This is a genomic window from Brachybacterium sp. AOP42-C2-15, assembly GCF_052377065.1.
GTDB lineage: Bacteria > Actinomycetota > Actinomycetes > Actinomycetales > Dermabacteraceae > Brachybacterium.
The window spans coordinates 1-24,831 of record NZ_JBQSWK010000042.1 but is presented as its reverse complement, the minus strand read 5'-3'; the positions used below and the strand labels follow the sequence as shown (position 1 = coordinate 24,831).

The following is a 24,831-nucleotide window of genomic DNA, read 5'->3' as shown; positions in this document are numbered from 1 at the left end:
GCCAGGAGATGCTCGATGCGGCGACGTCAGATGTGGACGACCCCGATCTGACCATGGCCCTCCGTCGGCTCTACCTCGACCCAGAGGACGGGCAGCTCGTCGCCGTCGATTCCGTCTCCCGTGAGTTCCCGCCCGCCCTCGCCCGATTCCTTCGCCTGGGTCACCAGACCTGTCGCGCGCCCTACTGCGACGCGAACATCCGGCAGAACGATCACATCGTTCCCTGGTCGCAGGGAGGCCCCACCTCTCTTCTCAACGGCAACGGCGTGTGCGTCGGCGACAACCAGAAGGAAGAATCCGGCGAGAGAGCCCGGGTCATCACCGACGAGAACGGCGTCAGACGCACTGTCGAGTGGACAAGCCGATACGGACAGAAGGCCAGGCGACGGGGCATCAACTTCGACCCCCTCGGCACCGGGCTCAGACTCCTGGACGAGTCAGCACGACAGATGAGAGATGCGTCAGACCCCGAAAGCGGCGCGCCCGACGATGACACGGTCTCCGCAGTACATCCCGGCGCCGACGAAGAACGGCGCGACCCGATCGCGGGCGTTCCCCCGGGTGGTCCAGAGGATCCCAATGCTTCGTTCCATCGAGCCTTCGCACGAGTGGAGCGCAGGGCTCTCGATCTCACCGATCCGCATCCGAGATTTCGCAATGCCCGACGCAATCGGCACTGGCTCCTCCAGGGGCGCACCGACTACATCTTCACTCCGCACCTCGACATCATCGACAGCTGGTAGCTCGACAGCTGGCAACTCGACAGCCAGTAAATCGACGGCCTGTAAGGAGTCCCTGCACGAGGCCTCCAGGGATTCCGGACCGCCCTCACTCGAGCAGCTCGGACAGCTCCAGCCAGCGCTCCTCGAGCTCCTCGATCTCCGCCTCGACAGCGCGCAGCTCATCGGTGATCTTCTGCAGCCCGACATAGTCGGACTGGTCGTGCGCCGCGAGTGTGGAATGCAGCGACGTCGTCTGCTTGTCGAGCTTCTTCATCCTCCGCTCGATCGCACCGAGCTCCTTCTGCGCCGTATGAGCCTGCGCCCCCGACACATTCGATGCGGACTCGGACGCGCCGCCGCCAGCGCCAGCGGAGCCACCCGCTGACTTCGCTCCCGCAGATTTCGACCCCGCAGCCTTCGCTCCCGCAGAGCGTCCAGCCGCGCCCTTCGCCGACGAGGACCCACCAGATGCCGCATCCTCACGCAGGCCCTCTGCCCGCAGCGCGAGGTACTGCTCGACGCCGCCCGGCACATGCCTCACCGCACCGTCGAGCACCGCGTACTGGATATCGGTGACCCGCTCCAGCAGGTACCGGTCGTGGGAGACGACGATCAGCGGCCCGGGCCAGGTGTCCAGCAGATCCTCCATGGCAGCGAGCATGTCGGTGTCCATGTCGTTCGTCGGCTCGTCGAGCACGAGCACATTGGGCTCCTCAAGGAGGGTGAACAGCAGGTTCAGGCGTCGCTGCTGCCCACCGGAGAGTGCTCCCACCAGAACCTTCTGATGCGCCGTCGTGAAGCCGAGACGCTCCAGCAGCTGTCCGGGGGAGACCTCGTCCTTCCCTGCCCGGAAGGTGGTGCGGTACTTCGCCACCACATCGCTGACCCTGGAGTTCAGATGCTCCTCGAGCCCCTCGAGCCGCTGCGACACCTGGCAGACAGTCACCGTCTTGCCCCGCTTGACCCGGCCCGCCTGCGGCTCGAGGTCCCCGGTGATCAGTGCGAGCAGCGTGGACTTGCCGGCCCCGTTGGGGCCCAGCACGCCGATGCGATCCGCTGGCCCGATATGCAGGGTGACATCGCGCAGCACGGTGAGATCGTCATAACCGGCGTCGACATCGAGCACATCGATCACGTCGCGGCCCAGCCGCGAGGTCGCCAGCTGGGTCAGCTCGACGGTGTCCCGCACCGGCGGCTCCCCGGCGATCAGCTCATTGGCGGCATCGATGCGGAACTTCGGCTTCGCGGTCCGGGCAGGTGCACCCCGGCGCAGCCAGGCCAGCTCCTTGCGCATCAGGTTCTGCCGCTTCGACTCGATGGTCGCCGCCTGCCGGTCCCGCTCGACGCGCTGCAGCACATAGGCCGCGTAGCCGCCCTCGAAGGGCTCGACGATCCCGTCGTGCACCTCCCACATCCGGGTGCACACCGCGTCGAGGAACCAGCGGTCGTGCGTGATCACCACCAGCCCGCCATCCTTCGGGCTCCAGCGTCGGCGCAGATGCTCCGCGAGCCAGGAGATCCCCTCGACGTCGAGATGGTTGGTGGGCTCATCGAGCAGGAGCACGTCCCAGTCGCCCACGAGCAGCTCTGCCAGGTGGACGCGCCGCAGCTGGCCGCCGGAGAGATCGGTCAGCGGAGCATCCAGGTCGATGCCCCCGAGCAGTCCTTCGAGCACATCGCGGATCCGCGGATCCGAGGCCCACTCGTAGTCCGGTCGATCGCCGAGCACGCGCTCATGCACGCTGGTCTCGGCTGTCGCCTCGTCCTGCTGGCTCAGCACACCGACCCGGACCCCGCCGCGCACGGTGACCCGGCCCTCGTCGGGCTCCCTGAAACGCGCCAACAGCCGCAGCAGGGTGGACTTGCCATCACCATTGCGCCCCACCACCCCGATCCGGTCGCCCTCGTCGATCCCGACGGTGATGTCATCCAGCAGCACGCGGTCGGGCAGCGCGACGTGCAGGGATTGGGTGCCGAGCAGATGAGCCATGCGATGAAGTCCTCAAGAGTGGTGTCGGTGGGTCGTGGCGGAATGGCGGGGAGACGGGGCGGCGGGGCGAACGGCCAGACATCCTCAACGGTCGCGTGCTCGGGCGCTTCAGGCGACCCTGGACTGTCGAAGAATCGTGCAGCTCACAATTCCTGATGGCGGTGAACGGCTCTGGGAGCGGTCAGCGGCGCTGATTGCGGCCGAGGGCCTCGGGACCGGTCGACGACTCTGGTGGCGGCGGTGCTGGTGGCGGCGGTGCTGATGGAGGCGACGAGAGAGTCGACGGCCACCGCACGGGAAGCCCTCACATTGAGCGGGGCGTCTCCGACTCGAAGGTCAGCAGCAGAGAGCGCAGGGTGTCGGCGAGGCTGGAGCGTCCGTCGGGGGCGAGCGGCTCGAGCAGCTCCTGCTCCGCGTCCAGCAGCCGCTCCATCGCCGCATCGACCCGGGCGACGCCATCGGCTCGCAGCCTCACCTCGACCGCGCGGCCGTCGTGCGGGCTGCGGTTCTTGCTCACCAGATCCCGTGCGACCAGCTTGTCGATCCGGGTCGTCATGGTGCCGCTGGTCACCAGCGTCTCGTGCATGAGTGCGCCGGGGGAGAGGGCATCCTCGCCGCTGCGGCGCAGCGCGGAGAGCATGTCGAACTCCCATCCCTCGAGGCCCGCGTCCGTGAAGGCACTGCGGCGGGCGACCTCGAGATACCTCGAGAGTCGGGAGATGCGGGAGAACACCGCCAGCGGTGCGACGTCCAGATCGGCGCGTGCCCTCTGCCAGCCTTCGACGATGCGGTCGACCTCGTCGTGGCGGCATGCGTCGGCGTCCTCAGGCATAGGGGGCATGAGCCGAGTCTAGGTGCCGCTCAGCTGTGGGTGTCGCCGCGCAGAGCCGGGGTCTTCTGCAGGGCGCTGAGTCCGTACCAGGACAGATTGACCATGCGTGCCGCGACGATCTCCTTCTGGGGCTCGCGGGTCTCGAGCCACCACTGACCGGTGTACGCGACCATCCCCACCAGCATCTGCGCGTACAGGGCAGCGTCTCGAGGCGGATACGAATGGAGGGTGAGCTGGGCGGCGAGGATCTCCTCGACGCGTCCGGCCACATCTGTCAGCAGGGAGGAGAAGGTGCCGAGGGTGTGGCTGACGGGGGAGTCCCGCACGAGGATGCGGAAGCCGTCCTCGTTCTCGTCGATGTAGGCGAGGAACGCCAGCGCGGCACGCTCCATCAGCACCCGGGGGTGCTCCCGCTGATTCTGGAGGGAGCTCTCCAGGTCCCCCAGCAGCGTGGAGACCTCGCGGTCCACGACCACCGCGTACAGCCCTTCCTTGCCTCCGAAGTGCTCGTACACGATGGGCTTGGAGACCTTGGCACGGGCCGCGATCTCCTCGACCGTGGTCATGTCGAAGCCCTTCTCGGCGAACAGCTGCCGGCCCACCGCCACCAGCTGCTCGCGCCGCTCCTTGCCCGTCATCCGGGTCGATCGACCGCGGGCTGCCCCGTTCTCCGCCATGGTCGGAGTCTTCCACACCCCTCTCGGCACGCCGCGATACCGCACTCGGCACGGCGCGATACCGCATTCGGCACGTCACGACGTCGCGCTCGGCAGGTCGCCGAGCGGCGCAGGCGGTAGAGCGACCTGTGCCACCGATGGACTCGACGAGGTCCGGGAGGGGCGCCACGGACGATAGGATCAGGCCGCGTCCGTGGCGCTGGGTGCCCGTTCCGGATCCCTGAGGAGCCGGCTCGTCGCCAGGCCCTGCTGGACGCGATCCGCCATGGTGTAATCGGCAACACCTCAGATTTTGGTTCTGAAATTTCAGGTTCGAGTCCTGATGGCGGAACGCTCACCGCCCCTGCGGCGGTGCCGCAGACCTCACCCGTCGATCCCGAGGAGCCGCAGACGTGGGAATCGCTGAGACCACTGCCCCCGCCGCCGTGATAGTTCTGGCCGCCGGTGCCGGGACCCGAATGAAGTCCCGAAAGCCCAAGGTCCTTCACGAGATCGGGGGCAGATCTCTGCTGGTGCACGCCGTGACCGCCGCTGAGGGCACGAGCCCCGGCGAGCTGGTGGTCGTGCTCCGTCACGAGCGTGATCGCGTCGCCGAGCACCTCGCGGAGCACGCCTCCGAGGTGTCCGTCGCCGATCAGGACGAGATCCCCGGCACCGGGCGCGCCGTCCAGTGCGGCCTCGAGCAGGTCACCGCCGCGGAGGGCACCGTGCTGGTCACCTACGGCGACGTGCCGCTGCTCGATCCGGCGACCCTGCGCGACCTGGTCGCCGCGCATGAAGGCGCCGGGGCTGCGGCCACCGTGCTCAGCGCCCGCGTCCCCGACCCCACCGGTTACGGCCGCATCCTGCGCAGCGAGGACGGCACCGAGGTCCTCGGCATCGTCGAGCACAAGGACGCCGACGACGCGCAGCGCGCGATCGACGAGATCAACTCCGGGATCTACGCCTTCGATCTCGCCGTGCTGCGTGACGCGCTCGGACGCATCGGCACCGACAATGCGCAGGGCGAGATGTACCTCACCGACGTGCTCGCCATCGCGCAGGCGGACGGCCGCTCCGTGCGGGCCGTCGTCACCGAGGACGTGATGATGGTCGAGGGCGTCAACGACAAGGTCCAGCTCGCCCAGCTCGGCGCGGAGATGAACCGCCGCACGCTCGAGCGGCATATGCGCGCCGGCGTCACGATCGTGGATCCCGCCACCACCTGGATCGACTCCGATGTCTCCATCGGCCAGGACGCGATCATCCTGCCCGGAGTCCAGCTCCACGGTGCGAGCGACATCGGCGAGGAAGCCGTGATCGGACCGGACACCACGCTGCGTGACACCGAGGTGGGGCCGGGTGCCGAGGTGGTCCGCTCCCACGCGCTGCTGGCAGTGATCGGCGCGGGAGCGACGGTGGGTCCGTTCTCCTACCTGCGCGCTGGGACCGACCTCGGGGCGAAGGGCAAGATCGGCGGATTCGTCGAGACCAAGAACGCGAAGATCGGCGATGGCGCGAAGGTGCCCCACCTCAGCTACGTCGGCGACGCCGAGATCGGGGAGGGAACCAACATCGGCGCCGGCACGATCTTCGCCAACTACGACGGCGTGAACAAGCACCGCACCACGATCGGCAAGCACGTGCGCGTCGGCTCCCACAACGTGCTCGTGGCCCCCGTCGTCATCGGGGACGGAGCGGCCACCGGCGCCGGCACCACGGTTCGCAAGGACGTGCCCCCCGGGGCCCTGGGCGTGAGCGCGGTCTCGCAGCGGAACATGGAAGGATGGACGCTGCGACGCCGCGCGGGGACCGCGGCCGAGGGCGCGGCACGCGCTGCCCTCGGCGCTGACGATGGGTCCGCTGCCGAGACGCCTGCAGGAACTGCCGCCGATGAGCACAAGGAGCACGAGCAGCGATGAGCGGAATCGTCACCCCCGGAGAGAAGCGACTGGTCCTCGCATCCGGACGGGCACACCCCGTCCTCGCGCAGGAGGTCGCCGCCGAGCTCGGCGTCGAGGTCTTGCCGATGGACGCCTGGGACTTCGCCAACGGGGAGATCTACGTGCGCTACGGCGAGTCCGTGCGCGGCACCGACGTCTTCGTGCTGCAGTCCCACCCCGCGCCGATCAACACCTGGGTGATGGAGCACCTGATCATGATCGATGCGCTCAAGCGCGCATCGGCCAAGCGGATCACCGCGATCGCACCGAGCTTCCCGTACGCACGCCAGGACAAGAAGCACCGCGGTCGTGAGCCGATCTCGGCGCGCCTGATGGCGGACATGTACGAGACCGCCGGCGTGGACCGCATGATCTCCGTGGACCTGCACGCCCCTCAGGTGCAGGGCTACTTCAACCGCCCGGTCGATCACCTGATGGCGCTGCCGATCCTCGCCGAGTACATCCAGGAGAAGTACGGCGAAGAAGACATCGCCGTGGTCTCGCCGGATGCTGGTCGGATCCGGGTGGCGGAGCAGTGGGCCAAGCGGCTCGGCGGTGTGAACCTCGCCTTCGTCCACAAGTCCCGCGACATCAACCGGCCCAACCAGGCTGTGGCCAAGCGCGTGATCGGTGACGTCGAGGGCAAGACCTGCATCCTGGTCGACGACATGATCGACACGGCGGGCACCATCGTCCAGGCGTCCGACGCCCTGCTGGCAGGCGGAGCGTCTTCCGTGGTCATCGCGACCACCCACGCGATCCTCTCCGATCCCGCCACCGAGCGGCTGAAGAACAGCTCCGTGCGGGAGATCGTCTGCACCAACACCCTGCCGGTGCCCCCTGAGAAGCAGTTCGACCGCCTCACCCAGCTGTCGATCGCACCGTTGCTGGCACGAGCGATCCGAGCCGTCTTCGACGAGGGCTCGGTCACCAGCCTCTTCGACGGCGAAGTCTGACCGCACCCGGCGCACCCGGCGCACCCGGCGCACCCGGCGAGCCCGGCGAGCCCGGCGCACCCGGGCACAAGAGAGCGACCCCGTCCCCCCTGCAGGGAGACGGGGTCGTTCTCTATTTCGTCGGACGCGCACCGGGGCTGCGCTCGGCGGTCAGCGGCGGTCAGCGGCGGTCAGCTCAGATGAGGAAGCGATTGCCCTTCACGAGCCGGTTCCAGGACTTCCCGAAGCCCACGTGGTCGCCTGCGGCGAGGCCGGCCATAGCGATCACGATCACGGCCATCAGCAGGTGATCGTCGTAGAGCGGGTTCGTGGCGATGGGGAAGGCCGCCAGATACATCAGCGTGTACATCGCCGCGGCGGACACCGCCGCCACCCGGGTGCCGATGCCGAGCATCAGAGCCACGCCGATGCCGAGCAGACCGACCATGAACAGCACGTCCGTGAGCGGGTTGATCGAGAGGAAGAACTCCCAGACCTGTGCGAAGGGGTTTCCTCCGGCGATCGAGCCGCCGAGGAACCCGGTGGTGGGAGACCCGCCGTTCAGCCAGGAGTTCTCGGTGGGGGTGGCGAAGCCCAGCCCGAAGGTCTTGTCGAGGAACGCCCACAGGAAGGTGAATCCGACCATGAGGCGCGTGACGCCGAGCACCGTGTAGCCCCACCCGCTCTTCTCGGCGCCGGTGAGGGTGGAGTGAGTCGCGGCAGCAGTGGTGGCGGAGGGGACGGACGAGGCGGAGGGAACGGCGGTGGCAGTCACGGGAGAGCCTTTCGGTCGACGACACCGGGGGAACGGGTCGTGGTGGTGTGACAGGGACTAAGAGCACCGTATTCTCGAGATCGGCTCCGTCGCAGGGACCTTGGTCGCGAAGAAGATGCTGTGACCTGCAGGGACGTAGGTCCCTGGCGCTTCGGGCGGGGGAGTGCGCAGGGCGCCGCGGCGCCCGATGCGGCGCCCCTCACGTCCTCGGAGTGCGGCGCCTTCGCGCGTGCTATTGTCACCAGGTCACTTCGGCGAGGGAGCGGGCTGCGGCCCCTCCGTGATCGACGCGGTGCGGAGTACCGGGAGCCCGCTCCCTGTGCCTCGTGGCGTCGCTCATCGTCGAGCCAACGCATCTACGAGGAGCACCCCCATGGCTGAGAAGCTGAACGTCGAACTGCGCGAGGACTTCGGCAAGGGCGCCGCCCGCCGCCTGCGCACCCAGAGCCTGGTCCCCGCCGTCCTGTACGGCCACGGCGAGGCCCCCCTCCACCTCTCGCTGCCCGGTCACGCCACCGCCCTGGCCGCCCGTAACCCCAACGCGCTGCTCGAGCTCCAGCTCACGGATGGCACCACGCACCTCGCGCTGATCAAGGAGATCCAGCGCCACCCGCTCAAGCGCACCCTGAACCACCTCGACCTGATCACCGTCCGCAAGGGCGAGAAGGTCGAGGTCGAGATCCCGGTCATCCTCGTCGGCGAGCCCGTCGCGCCCGCCGCTGCATTCGTCGACCTGCAGACCCTCACCCTCCTGGTCGACGCGCTGAACGTCCCGCAGGAGGTCGAGGTCTCGGTCGAGGGCACCGAGGACGGCTACCAGCTGTTCGCCGGCGACGTCACCCTGCCCGGCGATGCCGAGCTGGTCACCGACGCCGAGATCCTGGTCGCCTCCGTGCAGCTCCCGCGCGTCGAAGAGGAGTCCGACGAGGAGTCCGAGGGCCAGGCCGCGGCCTCGGAAGAGTCCGCCGAGGAGAAGTGACCTCCCGGAGCGGAGACAGCGGGCTCAGTGCCGCTGTCGCCCCGCTCCGTTGCTCACACCCCATGGACCGGGGCGTCGCGCTGTGCGCGGCGCCCCGGTACTGTGTCCGGGGTTGTGCGCTCTGCGTCGCTTCGAGCCTGTCTCGAGTCGAGCCCGCCCCGCCTCGAGCCTTTCCGGTGCTGATCCCGTCGCAAGTCGGGACCGTCCCAGGTCGGGCGGAGATCGGCGGGCAGCATTGAGCGCCGATCCCGACGAGATATGCCGACAGCAGCGGACCGTACGACGCAGCAGCGAGCGGCAGCACGCAGCATCGAGCAGCAGCAAGGAGCAGCCCATGACCGCCAGCGAACGCCGGCCAGGCCCCTATCTGGTGGTGGGCCTCGGCAATCCGGGCCCGAAGTATGCCGCGACCCGGCACAACGTCGGCCAGATGGTCCTCGACCACATCGCGGACGCCGGCGGCGGTCGATTCACCGCGGCCCGTCGGGCCCAGGCGGTGGTCCTCGAGGGACGGCTCGGCCTCCCCGGCGCTGACGAGCGGGTCATCCTCGCCAAGACCACCTCCTACATGAATGTCTCCGGCGGGCCGGTCAAGGCGCTGGCCGCCTATTACGACATCGCGCCCGAGCAGGTGGTCGTGGTGCACGACGAGGTCGACATCCCCTTCGACGCGCTCCGCCTCAAGCGCGGCGGCGGGGAGGGCGGTCACAACGGCCTGCGCGACATCACCAAGGCCCTGGGCACCAAGGACTACCTGCGGGTGCGGGTCGGCGTCGGCAGGCCGCCCGGCAACCGCGACACCGCCGACCATGTGCTCGCCCCCTTCAGCTCCACCGAGCGAAAGACCCTCGAGCTGCTGATCACCGATGCGGCCGACGCGGTCGAGTCCGTGATCCTCGAGGGCCTCACCGCCGCCCAGCAGCGCTTCCACTCCCGAGAGGTCCGATGACCGCCCAGACCACCGCCCCCGTCCAGACCACCCAGCAGCCTCCGCTGCGACCGCTCCTGGACCAGCTCGCCGCCGGGCGCGACCTCACGGCAGTCCGCGAGCTGATCGCCGCGGGCACCGAGAGCGGCGAAGGCGGGAGCATCGTCGCCGCCACCGGGCTGTTCCCCTTCCTGGTCGCCGATCTCGCGCGGCAGGCGAGCGCCGAACAGCCCCTGGTCGTGGTCACCGCCACCACCCGGGCCACCGAAGACATGCGGGCGGCGCTGACGGCCCTGGTCGGCACCGAGCACCTGGCCGAGCTGCCAGCCTGGGAGACCCTGCCGCATGAGCGGCTCTCCCCCCGCGCGGATACGGTCGCCAAGCGACTGGCCACCCTGCGACGCATCGCGCACCCCGAGACCGAGATCCCGGTCCGCGTGCTGCTGATGCCGGTGCGCTCCCTGCTGCAGCCGATCGCCACCGGACTGGGCGATCTGCGGCCGGTGCGCGCCGCCGTGGGGGAGACCTACCCGCTCGAAGATCTGGAACGGGATCTCGTCGACGCCGCCTATGTGCGTGTGGACATGGTCGAGAAGCGCGGGGAGTTCGCCGTGCGCGGCGGCATCCTGGATGTCTTCCCGCCCACTGAACCGCATCCGGTCCGCGTGGACCTCTTCGGCGACGAGATCGACGACGTCCGCTACTTCTCCATCGCCGATCAGCGGTCCCTGGATCCCGCGCCGCGGGGGCTCGACGCCCCGCCCTGCCGCGAGATCCTGCTGACCCCTGCGGTGAGGGAGCGTGCCCGTGCCCGCGCCGAGGAGCTGCCTGGTGTGCGGGATCTGCTGCTGAGGATCGCGGACGGCATCGCCGCGGACGGCATGGAGTCCCTCAGCCCGGTGCTGGTGGGGGAGATGGAGCAGGTCGCCGACGTGCTCCCCGCCGGGGCTCGGTTCCTCATCCTGGATCCCGAGAAGGCGCGAGCCCGGGCCGACGAGCTGGTCGCCACCACGGATGAGTTCCTCGCCGCGGCCTGGTCCAGCGCCGCCGCCGGTGGCGGCCTGCCGATCGACGTAGGTGCGGCGAGCTTCGTGCCGCTGTCCGAGGCCAAGGGCCACGCCCGCGAGGGCGGGCGCCCCTGGTTCACCCTCGCCGCCTTCGGGCTCGATACGGACGTCGACGTCACCACCGCCTCCACCACCCACCCCGGCTACTCCGGCAAGCCAGGGGACGCCGCGAAGGACCTCGAGCGTCGACGCCTCGAGGGCTGGACGGTCATCTCCACCATGGTCGGCCCCGGCGGTGCCCGCCACGTCGCGGAGAACCTGCGCGGCGAGGGGCTTCCCGCAGTTTATTCCGCCGCGCTCGAGGCGCCTGTCGCCCCGGGCGAGGCCGTGGTCACCGTCGGCCCCTTCGTCGAAGGTCTCATCGACGAGGAGCTCCGGCTCGTGCTCACCTCCGAGCGCGACCTCACCGGCAAATCGGGAGCGCGGCGCGGCGAGGAGCGGAAGATGCCCTCGCGCCGCCGCAACGTCGTGGACCCGCTCCAGCTCCGTCCCGGGGACCACGTGGTCCATGCTCATCACGGGGTGGGCAGGTTCGTGGAGATGACCAGCCGCACCGTCGGCACCGGGGCCAAGCGCACCACTCGCGAGTACCTGGTCATCGAATATGCGCCCTCGAAGAAGGGCCAGCCCGGTGACCGGCTCTACGTCCCCAGCGACCAGCTCGACCAGGTCACCAAGTACGTCGGCGGCGAGGATCCCAGCGTCAACCGCATGGGTGGCGCGGACTGGGCCAAGACGAAGTCGAAGGCCCGACGGGCGATCCGCGAGATCGCCGACGAGCTGGTGCGGCTGTACTCGGCACGGCAGTCCGCGCCCGGCCACGATTTCGGACCGGACACGCCCTGGCAGCGGGAGCTCGAGGATTCCTTCGAGTTCGTCGAGACGCCCGATCAGCTCTCCACCATCGACGATGTGAAGCGCGATATGGAGAAGTCGGTGCCGATGGATCGACTGATCCTCGGCGACGTGGGCTACGGCAAGACGGAGATCGCGGTGCGTGCCGCGTTCAAGGCGGTGCAGGATGGCAAGCAGGTGGCGATCCTCGCGCCCACCACCCTGCTCGCCCAGCAGCATCTGGACACCTTCACCGAGCGCTACACCGGATTCCCCGTGACGGTGCGAGGTCTCTCCCGCTTCCAGAATCCCGCGGATTCCAAAGCCACGATCGAAGGCGTCGCCGACGGTACCGTCGACGTCGTCATCGGCACCCACCGTCTGCTCACCGGTAACGTGCGATTCAAGGACCTGGGTCTGCTGATCATCGACGAGGAGCAGCGCTTCGGCGTCGAGCACAAGGAGACCCTCAAGGCGATGCGCACGAACGTGGACGTGCTGTCCATGTCCGCCACGCCGATCCCGCGCACCCTTGAGATGGCCGTCACCGGCATCCGCGAGCTCTCGATCCTCGCCACCCCGCCCGAGGAGCGTCACCCGGTGCTGACCTACGTCGGCGCGCAGGAGGACAAGCAGGTCACCGCCGCGATCCGTCGTGAGCTGCTGCGCGAGGGGCAGGTGTTCTACATCCACAACCGGGTCGAGGACATCGATCGGGTCGCCGCCCACCTCCGGGAGCTGGTGCCCGATGCCCGGGTGCAGGTCGCCCACGGCAAGATGAACGAGCACCAGCTCGAACGCGTGATCGTCGACTTCTGGGAACGGGATTTCGATGTGCTGGTGTGCACCACCATCGTCGAGACCGGGCTGGACATCGCCAACGCCAACACCCTGATCGTCGAGCACGCCGACAAGTTCGGCCTCTCCCAGCTGCACCAGCTGCGCGGCCGGGTGGGGCGCTCGAGCGAGCGCGCCTACTCGTACTTCCTCTACAACGCGACCAAGCCGCTCACCGAGCTCGCGCACGATCGCCTGACCACTCTGGCCACGAACACCGATCTCGGTGCCGGCATGAAGGTGGCGATGAAGGACCTCGAGATCCGCGGCGCCGGCAACCTGCTGGGCGGGGAGCAGTCCGGCCACATCGCCGGGGTCGGCTTCGACCTGTACGTGCGGATGGTGGGGGAGGCCGTGGCCGCCTTCCGCGGCGAGGGCAAGGCGCCCGAGAAGGAGATCCGAGTGGAGCTCCCGCTGGACGCCCACATCCCGCACGACTACATCGGCTCCGAGCGGCTGCGTCTCGAGGCGTACTCGAAGCTCTCCGCGGTGCGTGAGATGGCGGAGATCGACCAGATCCGTGCCGAGCTCTCCGATCGCTATGGCGCGCTGCCAGCCTCCGTGGAGGTGCTGCTGGATGTCGCCCGGTTCCGGATCGATGCCCGCGCGGCCGGCGTCGACGAGGTCCAGGCACAGGGCAAGATGATCCGCTTCGCGCACCTCGAGGTGCTCGACTCCGCCGCGATGCGCATGAAGCGGCTCTATCCGGGCACCTTGCTCAAGCCCGCGACCCGGCAGGTGCTGGTGCCCAGACCGACGACCTCTCGTTTCGGTGGCACCGAGCTGCGGGACCATGAGCTGCTGGACTGGGCGCGCGAGATCCTGCGCACGCTGGTCCCGGCAGCGGCGGAGGAGATCACGTCCCGAGCCCCGGCGAAGTAGCCTCGCGCCTGTGAACCGACCTCAGCGGCCCTCCGTTCCCGAACAGCCCGCGCCCGAGTCTGAGCTCGAGCTTGAGCTTGAGCTCGAACTCGCGGCCGTGCCCGAGCCTGCGACCTCGACGCTCGAGCCTGCGACTTCGGCGCCCGAGCCCGCCGCCCCGGACCCCCGTGGCGGGGCGCTGCTGCGGGCGGTCGCAGTGATGGACGCGCTGCGAGCGCCCGACGGGGACGCCTGGACGCACCAGCAGACCCATGCCTCGCTGGCCCGATATCTCCTGGAGGAGACCCACGAAGTCCTCGAGGTGATCGACGACCCCGCCGCCCACGGCCCTGGGGCGCTCGCTGACGAGCTCGGCGACCTGCTGTTCCAGATCCTCTTCCACGCCCGGGTCGGGCAGGAGGGGGATCCCTCGTGGGATGTTGATGACGTGGCTCGTGCTTTCGTCGCGAAGATGGAGCGGCGCAACCCCCACGTGTTCGGAGCCATGCGTGAGCAGGCGCTCCGGGATCCCGAGGACGTCGACCAGATCATCGCCCAGTGGCACGCGGTGAAAGCCGCAGAGAACGCCGAGCGCGGGCACCGACGCAAGGGCTGGTTCGACGGCATCCCCGCGCAGCTGCCTGCTCTGCAGTCCGCCGCGAAGGTGGTGCACCGGGCCCGTTCCGAGGGCCGCCTCGAAGAGCTCCTGGCCGCCGCCGATCAGGCCGCGGCGGCAGAGGACGCCGGCAGCTGGGGAGCAGATCTCGCGCGAGCGCTGCTGGACCTGGTGGCAGTCGCCGAGTCCCGCGACGATGACCCGGAGACGGCGCTGCGCGCCCTGCTCACCAGGACCCGGACGCAGCTCGCCGCGGAGGAGGAATCGTCCCGGAGCGCAACCGAGGGCACTCGGGAGCGGGATGCGGGAGGCACGGCCTAGACTGTCTGATGGACGGTCAGCGCCGACCGGACGTGACGGAACATCACCCGACGGAAGGAACAGCCCATGGCAGCCCTGATCGATGCCCTGCACGCCCGCGAGATCCTCGACTCCCGAGGAAACCCCACCGTCGAGGTGGAGATCCTGCTCGATGACGGAACGTTCGCCCGCGCCGCGGTCCCCTCCGGCGCCTCCACCGGTGCTTTCGAGGCCGTCGAGCGTCGTGACGGCGACAAGTCCCGCTACCTGGGCAAGGGCGTCCTGGACGCCGTCGCCGCAGTGGTCGCCGATATCCAGCCGAAGATCCTGGGCATGGATGTCCAGGAGCAGCGTGCGATCGACGCCGCGATGCTCGAGCTCGACGGCACCAAGAACAAGGGCACCGTCGGCGCCAACGCCATCCTCGGCGTCTCGCTCGCCGTCGCTCGCGCTGCCGCGGACTCCGCCGGCATCCCGCTGTACCAGTACGTCGGCGGCCCGAACGCCCACATCCTGCCGGTGCCGATGATGAACATCCTCAACGGCGGCTCGCACGCGGACTCCAACGTCGACATCCAGGAGTTCATGATCGCGCCGATCGGCGCGGAGACCTTCTCCGAGGCGATGCGCGTCGGCGCCGAGGTGTACCACGCACTGAAGTCCGTCCTCAAGGAGCGCGGGCTGGCCACGGGCCTGGGCGACGAGGGCGGCTTCGCGCCGAACCTCGACTCCAACCGCGCCGCTCTCGACCTGATCGTCGAGGCCATCGGCAAGGCGGGCTTCGAGGTCGGCACCGAGGTCGCGCTCGCGCTCGACGTCGCCGCCTCCGAGTTCTACAAGGACGGCTCCTACACCTTCGAAGGCGCGCAGAAGACTGCCGCCGAGATGGTCGAGTACTACGCCGAGCTGGTCGACGCATACCCGCTGGTCTCCATCGAGGACCCGCTGGATGAGGACGACTGGGAGGGCTGGAAGGCCATGACCGATCGTCTCGGTGCCAAGACCCAGCTCGTCGGCGACGACCTCTTCGTCACCAACCCCGAGCGCCTCTCCCGCGGTATCACCGAGGGCTCCGCAAATGCGCTGCTGGTGAAGGTCAACCAGATCGGCTCGCTGTCCGAGACCCTCGACGCAGTGGACCTCGCGCACCGCGCTGGCTTCACCGCGATGATGTCCCACCGCTCCGGTGAGACCGAGGACACCACGATCGCCGATCTCGCTGTGGCCACCAACTGCGGCCAGATCAAGTCGGGCGCCCCCGCCCGTGGGGAGCGCGTGGCCAAGTACAACCAGCTGCTGCGCATCGAGGAGGAGCTGGGCGAGGCAGCGCGCTACGCTGGCGCCTCCGCGTTCCCGCGTTTCACCTCCTGAGCGACGTACTGCGAGGAACGAGCGGTAGGAGCTCAGGCATTCAGTACACCGCCTGAGCGAGCAATGAGACGTAGGGATTCAGGCAGGCAGCAAATGGCCTGAGTCCTCAGCTCGAGGTTGTAACCTCGAGCCATGACCAGCAGACGACCGGGCGCCCCGCGATCGACGAGGCGCCCGGTCGCTGCGTCCGGAGGCCGGCGACCCAGCGCGCGGACCTCCTCTCGTCCTGCTGCCACCACCTCGCGCACGGCGTCCAAGAAGGCCGTGCCGGCCCGTTCGCGCGGTCCGGTCGCGGCCTCGCGCCCGTCCACCGGCAACAGCGCGGCAAGCCCTCAGGAGGAGGGGCCGGGGATCACCATCACCCGGCGCACCCTCGCGCTGGTGGCCCTGGTGGTCGTCGCCCTGGCCGCACTCGTGCCCACGGTGAACTCCTACGTGGCCCAGCGCCAGCAGCTCTCCGAGCTGAGCGCACAGGTCTCACAGCAGGAGCAGCAGGTCGAGGATCTGCGCACCCAGGTCGCCCGTTGGGAGGACCCGGCCTACGTCGCCGCGCGCGCCCGTGAGCGCCTGCTGTTCGCGATGCCGGGGGAGACCCAGTACCGGCTCACCGACACCTCCGGCCAGGGCGTGCCGCTCACCGAGGCCGAGCAGGCCCAGGAGGCGGCGAAGGAGGGCGAATGGTTCTCCGTCCTCTGGGAGAGCGTGGAAGGCTCCAGCCGCCTGACCGCCGATGACATCCCCGATGAGACGGGGTCGACCGACGACGACGTCTCCGAGCAGGACCCCGCCGACGACACCACCGACCAGGATCCCGATCAGTGACAACACTTTCTCCTCTGCCCTACGAGACCCCGACCACCGCGGATGACCTCGAGGTCATGCGCGAGCAGCTCGGCCGGGACATGCGCGGGGTGGTCTCCATCGCCCGCCGCTGCAGCTGCGGCCGTCCCGCCGTGGTGCGCACCGCGCCTCGCCTCGAGGACGGGACGCCCTTCCCGACCTCCCTCTACCTGACCCTGCCCTGGCTGACCCTCGAGCTCTCCCGGCTCGAGGCCACCGGCCTGATGGCCGAGCTCACCGAGCAGCTGGCACAGGACGAGGCTCTCTCGAGCGCATATCGCGCCGCTCATGAGCGGTACCTCGCACGTCGCGAGGAGCTCGGCGACGCCGAGGAGGTCCACCACGTCAGCGCCGGCGGGATGCCGACCCGCGTCAAATGCTTCCACGCGCTCGCCGGGCAGGCCCTCGCAGAGGGCCCTGGCGTCAACCCGATCGCCGACCTCGTGCTGCCGCGCATCGACGGAGCCGGCGAGCTGCGCTGCCGCTGCGGAGATGCCCCGGCGGAACAGGCGGAGACGCGATGAGCGCCCCCGTCGCCGCGATCGACTGCGGCACGAACTCGATCCGGCTGCTGATCGCACGCCGGGACGAGGCATCCGGTGAGATGGTCGACCTCGAGCGGCAGCTGGAGATGGTGCGACTGGGGCTCGGCGTGGACCGCACCGGGCAGTTCGACCCCGTCGCCGTGGAGCGCACTCTCGAGGCCGCACGCCGCTATCGGATCCTCATCGATCGCCACGCCGTCACCCGTCAGGAGATCCGCTTCGTCGCCACCTCGGCGACCCGCGACGCCGCCAACCGAGACCTGTTCATCGACGGGATCCGCGAGATCCTCGGGGTGGAGCCCGAGGTCATCAGCGGGGAGGAAGAAGCGGCCCTCTCCTTCCGAGGCGCGGTCAGCACCGTGCAGGGCCTGCCTGACGGCCCACGGCTGGTGGTCGACATCGGCGGCGGGTCCACCGAGCTGGTGCTCGGCACACAGACCCCGACCCACCGCATCAGCATGGACATCGGCTCGGTCCGCATGACGGAGCGTCACCTGCACTCGGACCCGCCCACGGCGGCCGAGATCGCCGCCGCCACGGCGGACATCGACGCTCATCTCGACGCCGCCGAGGCCGAGGTGCCGCTGCAGCGAACCGCCGCTCTGGTCGGTGTCGCGGGGACAGTGACCACCGTCACTGCCGTGGCCGCCGGGATCCAGGACTATCGTCCCGACGTCACCCACGGTGCCAGCCTGCCGATCGATCAGGTCGAGTCGATCTGCCGGACCCTGCTCGGGGAGACCAGGCAGCAGCGCTCCCTCCGACCGGTCATCCACCCAGGTCGCATCGATGTGATCGGAGCCGGAGCCCTGATCTGGTCCCGGATCGTCAGCCGGGTGGCGGCGGCCGCAGCGATCACCGAGACCCGCACCAGCGAGCATGATATCCTCGATGGGATCGCCCTGGACCTGCTCGATGCGGTGCCGTGAGGCCTCTTCAGCGCCTGCGTGAGCCGTGGATGGCCAATTTCGTCTCATACTTTTTGTCTCGGACGCCATACGGTTCTAGGCTGGGGGCATGACCAACACTTTCGGCGGTAAGCCCCATGTCCTCATCCTCGGCGGTGGTTCCGTCGGTCTGACGACCGCGTCCGAGCTGCGCAAGACCCTCGGCGCGGAGGTCGCGATCACGGTCGTCGACCCTCGCCCGTACATGACCTACGCGCCTTTCCTCCCCGAGGTCGGCGCAGGCAGCATCCACCCGCGTGACGTCCTTGCGCCCCTGCGCAAGGTGCTCCCCGGTGCGAAGGTCGTCACCGGCGCAGTCTCCGCGATCCGCAGCGCCGAGAAGACCGTCGTCGTGGACATGGAAGAGGGCGAGAAGCTCGAGATCGCCTACGACTACCTGGTCGTCGGCCTCGGTGCCGTGCCGCGCCTGCTGCCCATCCCGGGCCTGGCAGAGAACGCGATCGGCTTCAAGCAGGTCGAAGAGGCTGCCGCCGTGCGCGACCGCATCCTCGGAAACCTCGCAGAAGCCGCCTCCACCAAGGACCCGGCAGTGCGCAAGCGCCTGCTCACCTTCACCTTCATCGGTGGTGGCTTCGCCGGTGGCGAGGCTGTCGCCGAGACCGAGGACATGGTCCGTGACGCACTGCGCTACTACCCCGACCTGCACGCCTCGGACATTCGCTTCGTGCTCGTCGACGGCGCGCCGTTCATCTTCCCCGAGCTCACCGAGGACCAGCGCGCCTACGTGCTGAACCAGCTGCGCGAGCGCGGCATCGAGGTCAAGCTCGAGACCTTCCTGAACTCCGCCGAGAACGGCGTGATCAAGACCAGCGACGGCGACGAGTTCGAGACCGACCTGCTGGTGTGGAACGCCGGCGTGAAGCCCGCCCCGGTACTCTCGGACCCCGACGTCTCCGACCTTCCCGTCGTCACCGAGCGTGGCCCGCTGATGGGCAAGCTCGAGGCGCTCGCGGATCTGCGCGTCAACGGCGTCGACGGCCCGATGGACGATGTCTTCGCCGCCGGCGACTGCGCCGCGGTGCCGGATCTCGCCTCGGGCGAGGGCAAGTTCTGCCCGCCCAACGCACAGCACGCGGTCCGTCAGGCCAAGCGCCTGGCCGACAACATCGCGCGCTCCGTGCAGGGACGTCCGCTCGTGGACTACTACCACAAGAACCTCGGCGTCATGGCGACCCTCGGCATGTACAAGGGCGTCGGCCGCCTGCAGCTGGGCGAGAAGGAGCTCGACATCCGCGGCCTGCCGGCCTGGGTGATGGCCCGCTCTTACCACGTGTACGCGATGCCGACCTTCGGCCGCAAGGCCTCCGTCGTCGCAGGCTGGGTTACCAACCTGATCTCCCGCCGCGACATCATCGGTATCCCGCAGACCGAGACCCCGCGCGCCGCGTTCGAGTACGCCGCGAACTCCGGCAAGAAGAAGTGAGCCGAGCGGGCCACTCGGACTGAGCCGGCCCGCCCGTCCAGCAGACACGACGACGCTGCCCCACACCAGGTGTGCGGCAGCGTCGTCGTGTCTGCTTCATCTCCGTCGCGACGGTCGGCCCCGCCGCGCACCGAGAGCGGGTCCGTCGGCCGCTATGCTCTGAAGCTTCTGAGAACGCGCAGGACAGACCAGCAGGAGCGCCCCGAGGCGCACCGGGACGGAAGGGCAGGACCGTATGGAGATCCACATCGTGGCCGACGCCGAAGCAGGCGCGCAGGTCGTCGCCGACACCTTCGCACGCACGCTCCAGGAGGCCAGCGCCTCCGGTGCCGTGCTGGGCCTGGCCACGGGGTCGTCCCCGGTTCCCGCCTACACCGAGCTGATCCGTCGACACCGGGAGGAGGGCCTGTCCTTCGCCGGCAGCCGCGCCTTCCTGCTCGACGAGTACGTGGGACTGCCCGCGGGGCACGAGCAGAGCTACCACCGCTTCATCCGCGAGAACTTCACCGATCACATCGATATCGACGATGCCGCCGTCGTCTCCCCGAACGGTGCAGCCGCCGACCCGATCGCCGAGGCCGTCTCCTACGATCACCAGATCGCTGAGGCGGGGGGAGTGGACCTGCAGATCCTGGGCATCGGCTCCAATGGGCACATCGCCTTCAACGAGCCCGGCAGCTCCCTGAACTCCCGCACCCGGGTGGTCGGATTGACCCGCTCCACCATCACGGACAACTCCCGGTACTTCGACAGGCCCGCCGACGTCCCGGTGCGGGCTCTCAGCCAGGGGCTGGGCACCATCCTCGAGGCGCGCCGGATCGTGCTCATCGCGACCGGGGCCGGCAAGGCCGCTGCCATCGCCCAGCTCGTCGAGGGCGCGATCAGCTCACGCTGGCCGGCGACCGTCCTGCAGCTCCACCCGGACGTCGTCGTGGTGGTCGACGAAGCCGCCGGGGCACAGCTGCAGCTGGCGGACGACTACCGCTACGCCCGTTCGCTGGAGGTCGAGAACCCCCTGGACGTGATGCAGGACTGACGCAGGCGGGCCGGGGGGAACGGCAGGGTCGAGGACGGATACGATTCGTCCCATGCAGCAGGCTGAACCCTCGTCCCCCTCCTCGACCACCGGCTCGACGGCCGTGGCTCCCCGGTCCGGACTGGACCGCTACTTCAAGATCTCAGAGCGTGGATCGACGCTCAGCAGGGAGATCCGTGGCGGCCTGGTGACCTTCTTCTCGATGTGCTACATCGTGGTGCTGAATCCGTTGATCATCGGCACCGTCCCCGATTCGACCGGCATGTACCTCGGAGGCGGCGCCGAGCCGAACCTCCCCGCGGTCGCCGCGGGCACCGCCCTCATCGCGGGTCTGCTGAGCATCTTCATGGGGGCATGGGCCAAGTTCCCGCTCGCCCTCGCAGCGGGACTGGGCCTGAACGCCTACCTGGCCTATTCCGTGGTGCCGCTGCCCGGGATGACCTGGGGCGGTGCCATGGGGATGGTGCTGCTCGAGGGCGTCGTGATCCTCGTGCTGGTGTTCACCGGCTTCCGCAAAGCGGTGTTCGACGCGGTCCCGCCCTTCCTCAAGACCGCCATCGCCGTGGGCATCGGCCTGTTCATCGCCTTCCTCGGTCTGTTCAACGCGAAGTTCGTGACCACCGCCGCAGGCACCCCGGTGCAGCTGGGCAACGACGGCTCGCTCACCGGCTGGCCCACCTTCGTGTTCGTCACCGGTCTGCTGCTGATGTTCGTGCTCTGGATCCGCAAGGTGCCCGGAGCGATCCTGATCGCGATCATCACCGCGACCGTGCTCTCGATGGTCATCGAGCGAGTGCTGCACCTCGGCGCCTTCGCCGCCCCCGACGGCTCCGGAGCCGGCAACCCCGGCGGCTGGGCGATGAACGTCCCGGCGATCTCCGAGTTCCCGGTCCAGATGCCAGACTTCGCGACCCTGTTCACGGTGGACCCCATCGGCGGGATCACCGCTGCCGGTGTCATCGGAGCGACCGTCATCGTCTTCTCCCTGCTGCTGGCCGACTTCTTCGACACCATGGGCACGATGGTCGGCGTCGCCTCCGGTGCAGGCCTCGTGGAGGAGGACGGGGACATCCCGCATTCCCAGCGGATCCTGGTCGTCGACTCCGCCGCCGCCATCGCCGGTGGCCTGGGCGGCGTGTCCTCGAACACCAGCTTCGTCGAGTCGACCTCCGGGGTGGCGGAGGGAGCCAGGACCGGCCTCGCCGCGATCGTGGTGGGCGTGCTGTTCCTGCTCTCGACCTTCCTCTCACCGCTGGTCGCGATGGTCCCCTACGAGGCGGCCACCCCAGCGCTGGTGATGGTCGGCTTCCTGATGATGACCCAGATCACCGACATCGACTTCTCTGATGTCGAGGTCGCGGTGCCCGCGTTCCTCACCATCATCCTGATGCCCTTCGCCTACTCCATCACCGTCGGCATGGGTGCAGGCTTCGTCATGTACGTGCTGATCCGGGTGGTGCGCGGCAAGGCCCGCGAGGTGCACTGGCTGATGTACCTCATCGCTGCGATGTTCGTCGTGTACTTCCTGCGCGGCGCGATCGAGGGCCTGCTGCTGTGAGCCCCGGCATCGGCGAGGCGGACGCGAGGGATCCTCAGCGTCCTCTCGCCGAGGGCGTGGAGGCGTCCGGGCGGGTGGACGCAGCTGAGGCGACCCAGGTCGCGGAGCTCGCTGCCGAGCTGCAGCGGGTGCTGCTGGTCTCCTCCAGGATCCTGCGCTCCCACACCGCCTCCGATGCCGTCTCCGCGCCGCAGTTCTCGGTGCTGGCCTACCTGCAGCGCGCCGGCGAATCCACCCCCGGCGCCCTCGCTGACTTCGAACATGTCAGCCCACCGGTGATGACCAGGATCCTGGGGCGACTGGAGGAGGCGGGACTCGTGGAGCGGGCCGCTCACCCCGGCGACGGCAGGCAGGTCCGGGTGACGTTGACCGAAGAGGGCCTGCAGGTGGTGCTCGCGGGGCGCGAGCAGCGCGATGCGTGGCTCCGCGCCCGGCTCGGCGAGGCCACCCCTGCGCAGCGGGATGGCCTGCGGGACGCCTCCACACTGCTGCGGCAGATCCTCATCCCGCCCCGACACTGACCGACGTCGGGGGAGAGAACCGGGCAGCCCGCCTCTGCGCTCGCCCTCCCGGTACGCCCGCCCCAACTCGACCGAACATGATGACGGCCGGACCACCCCACAGGGATGGCCCGGCCGTCGTGTTCTGCGGGGTGTGCGTCAGGCGTCGCGGCTCGCGTCCAGCACGTGATCGAGCACGGAGATCAGCGCCGCGGTGTCGTCCTCGCCGACGGCGGGGAAGGTCGCGATCCGCAGCTGGTTGCGTCCCAGCTTCCGGTACGGCTCGATGTCGACCACACCGTGTGCGCGCAGCACTGAGGTGATCGCCGTGGCATCGATCGCCTCGTCCACATCCAAGGTGGTCACGACCTGCGATCGCGCAGCAGCATCCGCGACGAAGGGCGTAATCTCGTCGCGTCGGGCGGCCCACTCATGGAGCATTCCGCTGGTGGCCCTGGTCCGGGCGTCCGCCCATGCCAGACCGCCCTGCGCCAGCATCCATTCGATCTGCTCCGCGAGCAGCACGAGGGTGGCGACCGCGGGAGTGTTCAACGTCTGGTTCTTGCGGGAGTTCTCGATCGCGCTCGTGAGCGAGAGGAACGACGGCGTCCACCGGTCGCTCGCTGCTCCGAGGCGCTGCGCACGCTCGATCGCGGCGGGGGACAGGACGCTGAGCCACAGGCCTCCGTCCGAGGCGAATGCCTTCTGCGGGGCGAAGTAGTACGCATCCGTCTGCGAGATGTCCACCGCGGCGGCGCCGGCCACCGACGTCGCATCGACCAGGACCAGCTGGTCCTGGCCCGCACCGGCCGGACGCTGCACCGGCGCCATCACACCGGTCGAGGTCTCGTTGTGCGGCCAGGCGTAGGCATCGACATCAGGGTTCGCAGCTGCCTGAGGCAGCGCCCCGGGTTCGGAGCGCAGAATCTCGGGATCTTCGAGGTGCGGGGCGCCCGCGGCCTCGGAGGCGAACTTCTGCGAGAACTCTCCGAGCACCAGATGCTGGGAGCGACGCTCGATCAGCTCGAACACGGCCACGTCCCAGAATGCGGTGGAGCCGCCGTTCCCGAGCACCACCTCATAGCCCTCCGGCAGAGCGAACAGCTCGGACAGTCCTGAGCGCACCCGCCCCACCACGTCCTTGACCGGAGCCTGGCGGTGAGAGGTGCCGAGCACCGAGCGCGAGACCGACTGCAGCGCCTCCATCTGCGCCGCACGGATCCGCGACGGGCCGGAGCCGAAGCGACCGTCGGCCGGAAGCAGCTCCTGAGGGATGGACAGGGAGCTGATGGCTGCGGAGCGTGCAGAGCTGGCATCGGTCATTCGGGTTCTCCTCCTGAGGGCGGGCCTGGGGCGCCGACGGTGCGGGGCGCCCGTCCCCATTCTTCCAGCGGATGCCGGATGGGCCGCAGTCGGTCCGCGAGCGACGACTTGCGTGGGAAGATCGGAGCATGAGCCGTGCCGATCTCGAGAAGCAGCCGTACGACGTCGCGACGATGTTCGACGGTATCGCCAAACGTTATGACCTGATGAACGACGTCGCCGCCATGGGGCAGGTGGGGATGTGGCGTGAGCTGATGGTCGAGGCGCTCGACATAGAGCAGGGCGATGTGGTCATGGACCTCGCCGCCGGCACCGGAACCTCGACCACCGCGATCGCCCGCGCGGGGGCCCGGGTAGTCGCAGCAGACTTCTCCCTCGGGATGATGGCCGAGGGCCGCCGCCGTGGTGCCCCGGTGCCCTTCGTGGGTGCCGACGCCCAGCACCTGCCCTTCGCGACCGACTCCTTCGACGCCGCCGTCATCTCCTTCGGGCTGCGCAACGTGCAGGAGCCGAGAACTGCGCTGTCAGAGATGGCCCGGGTTGTCAGGCCCGGCGGCCGGATCGTCGTCTGCGAGTTCTCGACTCCCACCTGGAAGCCGTTCCGCACCGTGTACGAGAAGTACCTGCTGCGTGCTCTGCCGGCGGTGGCGGGCAAGGTCGCGACCACGGTCGACGCCTACGAGTACCTCGCGGAGTCCATCCTCGAATGGCCGGACCAGGAGCTGCTGCGCCGATGGTTCATCGACGCCGGCCTCGAGCAGACCCAGTACCGGAACCTCAGCGGAGGCATCGTCGCTCTCCACCGAGGAGTAGTGCCCCACCCCTGAGTCCCGGGTACCGGCGTGCTCGAGGACCCGAGGAATGAGCCGGTGCGCGGAACCAGCGCGAAGAGAGCGCCGTGACCAGGCCTTTTGGCAATCGCAAGGCCGCCGGAAGGCGTGTGTGGTCGAGGCCACTTCGGAAATGGTCGTTCTGGCTTGACGGGGGTGCGC

21 protein-coding genes and 1 tRNA gene are annotated in these 24,831 nt (G+C 69.2%); 17 read left to right on the top strand and 5 right to left on the bottom strand.

Annotation, left to right across the window (positions count from 1 at the left end; translation table 11 throughout):
* Nucleotides 1–743: HNH endonuclease signature motif containing protein (locus ACT3SQ_RS16675; protein WP_444601450.1), on the top strand; the 743-nt coding region annotated here is incomplete at its 5' end.
* A gap of 85 nt (nucleotides 744–828) precedes the next feature.
* Here the strand turns inward: ACT3SQ_RS16675 and ACT3SQ_RS16670 are convergent.
* The 3 genes from ACT3SQ_RS16670 to ACT3SQ_RS16660 form a co-directional block, all read right to left on the bottom strand.
* A complete protein-coding gene (locus ACT3SQ_RS16670) occupies nucleotides 829–2,712 on the bottom strand; it encodes an ABC-F family ATP-binding cassette domain-containing protein (RefSeq protein ID WP_441445538.1) in 1,884 nt (627 codons plus the stop codon).
* A gap of 304 nt (nucleotides 2,713–3,016) precedes the next feature.
* Nucleotides 3,017–3,553, bottom strand: coding sequence for a MarR family winged helix-turn-helix transcriptional regulator (locus tag ACT3SQ_RS16665; protein WP_441445539.1), 537 nt, complete (start codon nucleotides 3,551–3,553; stop codon nucleotides 3,017–3,019).
* A gap of 20 nt (nucleotides 3,554–3,573) precedes the next feature.
* A complete protein-coding gene (locus ACT3SQ_RS16660; RefSeq protein WP_441445540.1) occupies nucleotides 3,574–4,221 on the bottom strand; it encodes a TetR/AcrR family transcriptional regulator in 648 nt (215 codons plus the stop codon).
* A gap of 259 nt (nucleotides 4,222–4,480) precedes the next feature.
* On the opposite strand from ACT3SQ_RS16660, the gene ACT3SQ_RS16655 reads away from it, so the two are divergent.
* From ACT3SQ_RS16655 to ACT3SQ_RS16645, 3 genes are all read left to right on the top strand, one after another.
* Nucleotides 4,481–4,552, top strand: a tRNA-Gln gene (locus ACT3SQ_RS16655).
* A 61-nt stretch (nucleotides 4,553–4,613) separates the two neighbouring features.
* The gene (glmU, locus tag ACT3SQ_RS16650; protein ID WP_442331931.1) at nucleotides 4,614–6,122 is read left to right on the top strand and encodes a bifunctional UDP-N-acetylglucosamine diphosphorylase/glucosamine-1-phosphate N-acetyltransferase GlmU; all 1,509 of its coding nucleotides are present in this window, start codon (nucleotides 4,614–4,616) and stop codon (nucleotides 6,120–6,122) included.
* Nucleotides 6,119–7,099, top strand: coding sequence for a ribose-phosphate diphosphokinase (locus tag ACT3SQ_RS16645; protein WP_441445542.1), 981 nt, complete (start codon nucleotides 6,119–6,121; stop codon nucleotides 7,097–7,099). Before glmU ends, ACT3SQ_RS16645 begins: the two co-directional genes overlap by 4 nt.
* A 175-nt stretch (nucleotides 7,100–7,274) precedes the next feature.
* Here the strand turns inward: ACT3SQ_RS16645 and ACT3SQ_RS16640 are convergent, their stop codons facing one another.
* Nucleotides 7,275–7,853 (bottom strand): hypothetical protein, encoded by a 579-nt coding sequence (locus ACT3SQ_RS16640; protein WP_441445543.1) that lies wholly within the window; start codon nucleotides 7,851–7,853, stop codon nucleotides 7,275–7,277.
* 373 nt (nucleotides 7,854–8,226) lie between these two features.
* Here ACT3SQ_RS16640 and ACT3SQ_RS16635 point away from each other — a divergent pair, with 373 nt between their 5' ends.
* From ACT3SQ_RS16635 to ACT3SQ_RS16580, 12 genes are all read left to right on the top strand, one after another.
* A complete protein-coding gene (locus ACT3SQ_RS16635) occupies nucleotides 8,227–8,832 on the top strand; it encodes a 50S ribosomal protein L25/general stress protein Ctc (RefSeq protein ID WP_441445544.1) in 606 nt (201 codons plus the stop codon).
* A gap of 334 nt (nucleotides 8,833–9,166) precedes the next feature.
* Nucleotides 9,167–9,781, top strand: a complete 615-nt coding sequence (gene pth, locus ACT3SQ_RS16630) for an aminoacyl-tRNA hydrolase (protein ID WP_441445545.1) — start codon at nucleotides 9,167–9,169, stop codon at nucleotides 9,779–9,781.
* Nucleotides 9,778–13,380 carry a transcription-repair coupling factor gene (gene mfd, locus ACT3SQ_RS16625; RefSeq protein ID WP_441445546.1) on the top strand — a complete coding sequence of 1,201 codons (3,603 nt, stop codon included), beginning with the start codon at nucleotides 9,778–9,780 and terminating at the stop codon, nucleotides 13,378–13,380. Before pth ends, mfd begins: the two co-directional genes overlap by 4 nt.
* Before the next feature lie 10 nt (nucleotides 13,381–13,390).
* Nucleotides 13,391–14,296, top strand: coding sequence for a MazG nucleotide pyrophosphohydrolase domain-containing protein (locus ACT3SQ_RS16620; RefSeq protein WP_441445547.1), 906 nt, complete (start codon nucleotides 13,391–13,393; stop codon nucleotides 14,294–14,296).
* A gap of 66 nt (nucleotides 14,297–14,362) precedes the next feature.
* Entirely contained in the window at nucleotides 14,363–15,646 is a 1,284-nt protein-coding gene (gene eno, locus ACT3SQ_RS16615; protein ID WP_441445548.1) for a phosphopyruvate hydratase, read from the top strand.
* A 132-nt stretch (nucleotides 15,647–15,778) separates the two neighbouring features.
* Nucleotides 15,779–16,468: a septum formation initiator family protein gene (locus tag ACT3SQ_RS16610; protein WP_441445549.1), complete on the top strand. Its 690-nt coding sequence runs from the start codon at nucleotides 15,779–15,781 to the stop codon at nucleotides 16,466–16,468.
* On the top strand, nucleotides 16,465–17,010 hold the full coding sequence (locus tag ACT3SQ_RS16605; RefSeq protein ID WP_441445550.1) for a DUF501 domain-containing protein: 546 nt from the start codon (nucleotides 16,465–16,467) through the stop codon (nucleotides 17,008–17,010). Before ACT3SQ_RS16610 ends, ACT3SQ_RS16605 begins: the two co-directional genes overlap by 4 nt.
* Nucleotides 17,007–17,960 (top strand): Ppx/GppA phosphatase family protein, encoded by a 954-nt coding sequence (locus ACT3SQ_RS16600; protein WP_441445551.1) that lies wholly within the window; start codon nucleotides 17,007–17,009, stop codon nucleotides 17,958–17,960. Before ACT3SQ_RS16605 ends, ACT3SQ_RS16600 begins: the two co-directional genes overlap by 4 nt.
* 88 nt (nucleotides 17,961–18,048) lie before the next feature.
* Entirely contained in the window at nucleotides 18,049–19,422 is a 1,374-nt protein-coding gene (locus tag ACT3SQ_RS16595) for an NAD(P)/FAD-dependent oxidoreductase (RefSeq protein ID WP_441445552.1), read from the top strand.
* A gap of 235 nt (nucleotides 19,423–19,657) precedes the next feature.
* On the top strand, nucleotides 19,658–20,458 hold the full coding sequence (gene nagB, locus ACT3SQ_RS16590) for a glucosamine-6-phosphate deaminase (RefSeq protein WP_441445553.1): 801 nt from the start codon (nucleotides 19,658–19,660) through the stop codon (nucleotides 20,456–20,458).
* A gap of 52 nt (nucleotides 20,459–20,510) precedes the next feature.
* Nucleotides 20,511–22,016, top strand: coding sequence for an NCS2 family permease (locus ACT3SQ_RS16585; protein ID WP_441445554.1), 1,506 nt, complete (start codon nucleotides 20,511–20,513; stop codon nucleotides 22,014–22,016).
* Nucleotides 22,013–22,537: a MarR family winged helix-turn-helix transcriptional regulator gene (locus ACT3SQ_RS16580; RefSeq protein ID WP_441445555.1), complete on the top strand. Its 525-nt coding sequence runs from the start codon at nucleotides 22,013–22,015 to the stop codon at nucleotides 22,535–22,537. Before ACT3SQ_RS16585 ends, ACT3SQ_RS16580 begins: the two co-directional genes overlap by 4 nt.
* A gap of 138 nt (nucleotides 22,538–22,675) precedes the next feature.
* On the opposite strand, the gene serC is transcribed toward ACT3SQ_RS16580, so the two are convergent.
* Nucleotides 22,676–23,839 (bottom strand): phosphoserine transaminase, encoded by a 1,164-nt coding sequence (serC, locus tag ACT3SQ_RS16575; protein ID WP_441445556.1) that lies wholly within the window; start codon nucleotides 23,837–23,839, stop codon nucleotides 22,676–22,678.
* Nucleotides 23,840–23,967: 128 nt separating this feature from the next.
* Between serC and ACT3SQ_RS16570 the strand changes: the two genes are divergently transcribed.
* A complete protein-coding gene (locus ACT3SQ_RS16570) occupies nucleotides 23,968–24,666 on the top strand; it encodes a demethylmenaquinone methyltransferase (RefSeq protein WP_441445557.1) in 699 nt (232 codons plus the stop codon).
* The last annotated feature ends 165 nt before the right edge of the window (nucleotides 24,667–24,831 follow it).